Here is a 3,004-nt window from a genome sequence, read left to right as displayed (position 1 = left end):
GCCGTCGATGGCAGCGCCGTGAACGGCCTCGGCACCGCGTGGCTGCTGGGACGCCCCCGCTCGCTGGAGGTCGCCTACACGATCGCGTGGTGAGGCGCCCGGACGGGCGAGGAGCGCATCAGCTTTTCCCAACCGCCGGGATCACATTTCCGGCCAATGCTTCATGACCTGACCGACTGGCTTTGGACTGGGTTGATGGGGCGGTCGAGCTCACGCCGCAGACGCGGCAACCTCGCCGTCCTGATCCTGACGGTCTCTGTGAGGCGCTATCCGGCATTGGATTGATGCGCGTCAATGCATCGGCCACCTGTTCTGGTTGTAATATCCGCCTGCGGAAATTGACCATTCCTCCGTCCGATCCGTTTGCCGTCTCTCTGAAGCAAATCAAGCTGACGACTCCGCATCTCGCAGCCGTTCGAGCCGATTGTTGCGGCTGATGCAGAACTGCCTGTCTCGACTCGAGAAACAATGGAGAAGGCGCGATGCCATCACCGACCGAAACCCGGCAGATCTTCGAAACCGGTACACACTTGATGCCGGCGATCCATAAAGAGCAAGATTGGCCTTACGAGGTTCCGCACATCCGGTACGAGGCCTATATTTGGCCCACTCACGATGTCGGAGGACAACCCTGCGCACCTCAAATCTTCGAAGAAAAAGAGGATGAGGAGTGGGAGAACAACGTCTATATCACCTGCGAAGTTCTTGGTTTCAGAGGCTTGTGGAACGCCGAAGAAAGGCGACGCCGCTATGCCAACGATATAGGTATGACGCTCTATTACGGCTTCTCCTACAACGCGCGCTGGATCTGGGGCGCCGCGAAAATGCTGGTAGACAAGAACTACGTTTCTCTACTCGAGTTGCAGGGAAAGATTGCAGAGGTCAGGCAACGATTAGGCGTAAACGCTGAGCGCGCCGGGCACGCTACGTCAAGCATTGGCGCCCGCCCTCATGTCAAAGTGACCACCAACACCGGGAACACCAATAAAACCAGAACAGGAAAACGGCCTGACTATGGCCCCAAGGCCCCCTGGGACGGCACGGGTGCAATCCAGCCTGCCCGCTTCAAGGTCGGCGATCGCGTCCGGGTGAAAGACTTGCCGGCGATCTTCTACACCCGGACCCAGATGTATGTCCGCAACATGACCGGGACGATCGCCGCCCTGACATACCCGGACTTGGTTCCGGCCGACGAGGCCTGGGATCGCTACGATGCCCCTCAGGAGCAGTATTACATCGTCCGGTTCAAGCAGAAGGATCTTTGGGCGGAATACCCGTTCGAAAATGACACCCTTCAGAGCGAGTATCCGGACATGTGGCTCGAAGCCGTCGACTGACCGATGCATCGGGCCAAGTCATAGGAGCAGAACATGGCGAAGAAACATAAAGATGACGGTCACGAACATTCGGGCGACCATGGCCACGACCATCCGGCAGCGCCGATGGTCGATGAGATTTCCGACTTCGAAATCCTTGAACTCGCCGTCCGTGAGCTGGCAATCGAGAAAGGCCTGTTCACCCCCGAAGATCACCGAGTGTTCTCCGAATGGAACGACGCGAGATCGCCGGCCGCAGGCTCGCGCATGGTCGCAAAAGCCTGGATTGACCCGGCATACAAGTCCCGAGTTTTTTCCGATCCCCTGGCTGCCAGCAAGGAGGTCGGTGTCGACTGGGCCGAGCCGAGCGGCTTCGGGACCACAAGCGACTACATGCACATGACCGTGCTCGAAAATACGCCGAAGCTGCATCATGTGATCGTTTGCACGCTCTGCTCATGTTATCCCCGGCCGATACTCGGTCACTCGCCTTATTGGTACCGTTCGCCCAACTATCGCCGCAGGATAGTCCGCTGGCCGCGTCAGGTGCTGGCGGAGTTTGGATTGCTTCTCCCCCCCGAGGTCGAGCTTCGAGTGGAGGACTCCAACGCAAAAAGCCGCTTTATGGTCCTCCCCGTGAGGCCAGCGGGCACCGATGGTTGGTCGGAGGATCAACTCGCAGAAATCGTCACCCGCGACTGCATGATCGGCATCGCCATGCCGCAGCCCGGCAGGACATCAGACGGTCCTCGGCCGATCCACAAGGCCAGCCGGCCGGTCCATAGCGGGGGCAGACCGAGGGAGGCCACACAATGAGCGGGGAGAGTGCCGGCGTTCAGGGGCGGACCGAAGGGCAGTACGTCGACCTTCGTCGCATCGCGTTGCTCGAGTCCATACAGAACGAGGATCAAACCTGGGCCAAGCTTGCGCCGCGTTGGTGCGTCGTCGAGCCGGAGCCGCCATGGAAGGTGTGCCTCGACGCAACCTGCGACTGCCTCTCAGCGGGCGGGGCTCTGGATTCGCTGGAGCGGCGACACGCCGAGGATGAGCTTGAGACAGTGTACAGCGCCATTCCGAACCCGGAACGCCAGCTTCTGACACTCGCTCATATCATGCTCAGCCGTGGGCTCGTGACCGAGGAGGAACTCGCCCGGCAAATCAGCACCGTCCGAGCACGGCTTGAAGCTGTTCAGGAATAATGGAGGTAGACATATCATGGCGATCCACCGCTCTTACGCCATACGGGTCGCATGCGCAGGGCCTCTCCTTCTGGCGAGCACCTGCGCGGCACTCGCCCATCACCCGATGGGCGGTCAACTTCCGCAGACTTTCGGGCAGGGGCTGCTTTCCGGCATCGGGCATCCTGTAATCGGAGTTGACCACTTCGCATTCGTCGTCGCCGTCGGCATTGCAGCCGCACTTGCGGGCCACCTGTGGGCGCTGACGCTCCCGTTCGTAGCCGGGACCCTTGCCGGATGTCTCATCCATCTCGCCGGCGTCACGCTGCCCGTAGCCGAATTGGTCGTCGCGGCTACGGTGCTCCTGCTCGGAGCCATCATAGCCACAAATCGCGAGCTTCCCGCGCTCTTGCTTTGAAGTAGCCCCCTAAATGACCGGACAGGGGCTCACGCTTGTGGAAGTGTGTGCCTATGACCGACCGTATGGTGAGTTCTAACGACCCGCCCCGC

4 protein-coding genes are annotated in these 3,004 nt (G+C 60.4%); all 4 read left to right on the top strand.

Translation table 11 applies throughout. The features are described from left to right. Positions 1-482: 482 nt before the first annotated feature. From HNR51_RS26500 to HNR51_RS26485, 4 genes are read left to right on the top strand one after another with little or no spacing between them, the layout of a single operon-like run. Positions 483-1,337, top strand: coding sequence for an SH3-like domain-containing protein (locus tag HNR51_RS26500; RefSeq protein WP_012455950.1), 855 nt, complete (start codon positions 483-485; stop codon positions 1,335-1,337). A gap of 33 nt (positions 1,338-1,370) precedes the next feature. Further along, positions 1,371-2,132: a thiocyanate hydrolase subunit gamma gene (gene scnC, locus HNR51_RS26495; RefSeq protein ID WP_182556955.1), complete on the top strand. Its 762-nt coding sequence runs from the start codon at positions 1,371-1,373 to the stop codon at positions 2,130-2,132. Further along, positions 2,129-2,515 (top strand): thiocyanate hydrolase, encoded by a 387-nt coding sequence (locus HNR51_RS26490; RefSeq protein WP_182556954.1) that lies wholly within the window; start codon positions 2,129-2,131, stop codon positions 2,513-2,515. The genes scnC and HNR51_RS26490 overlap by 4 nt, the downstream gene beginning before the upstream one ends. Before the next feature lie 16 nt (positions 2,516-2,531). Beyond that, a complete protein-coding gene (locus HNR51_RS26485) occupies positions 2,532-2,912 on the top strand; it encodes a HupE/UreJ family protein (RefSeq protein ID WP_182556953.1) in 381 nt (126 codons plus the stop codon). Positions 2,913-3,004: the final 92 nt, after the last annotated feature.

Source organism: Methylorubrum thiocyanatum (assembly GCA_014138645.1).
Taxonomy (GTDB): domain Bacteria; phylum Pseudomonadota; class Alphaproteobacteria; order Rhizobiales; family Beijerinckiaceae; genus Methylobacterium; species Methylobacterium thiocyanatum.
This window is presented reverse-complemented; position numbering and strand designations above follow the sequence as displayed.

Coding starts and splice junctions, on each gene's coding strand:
- HNR51_RS26500 (WP_012455950.1), top strand. CDS start 483: ATGCCATCACCGACCGAAACCCGGCAGATCTTCGAAACCGGTACACAC.
- HNR51_RS26490 (WP_182556954.1), top strand. CDS start 2,129: ATGAGCGGGGAGAGTGCCGGCGTTCAGGGGCGGACCGAAGGGCAGTAC.
- HNR51_RS26485 (WP_182556953.1), top strand. CDS start 2,532: ATGGCGATCCACCGCTCTTACGCCATACGGGTCGCATGCGCAGGGCCT.
- scnC (WP_182556955.1), top strand. CDS start 1,371: ATGGCGAAGAAACATAAAGATGACGGTCACGAACATTCGGGCGACCAT.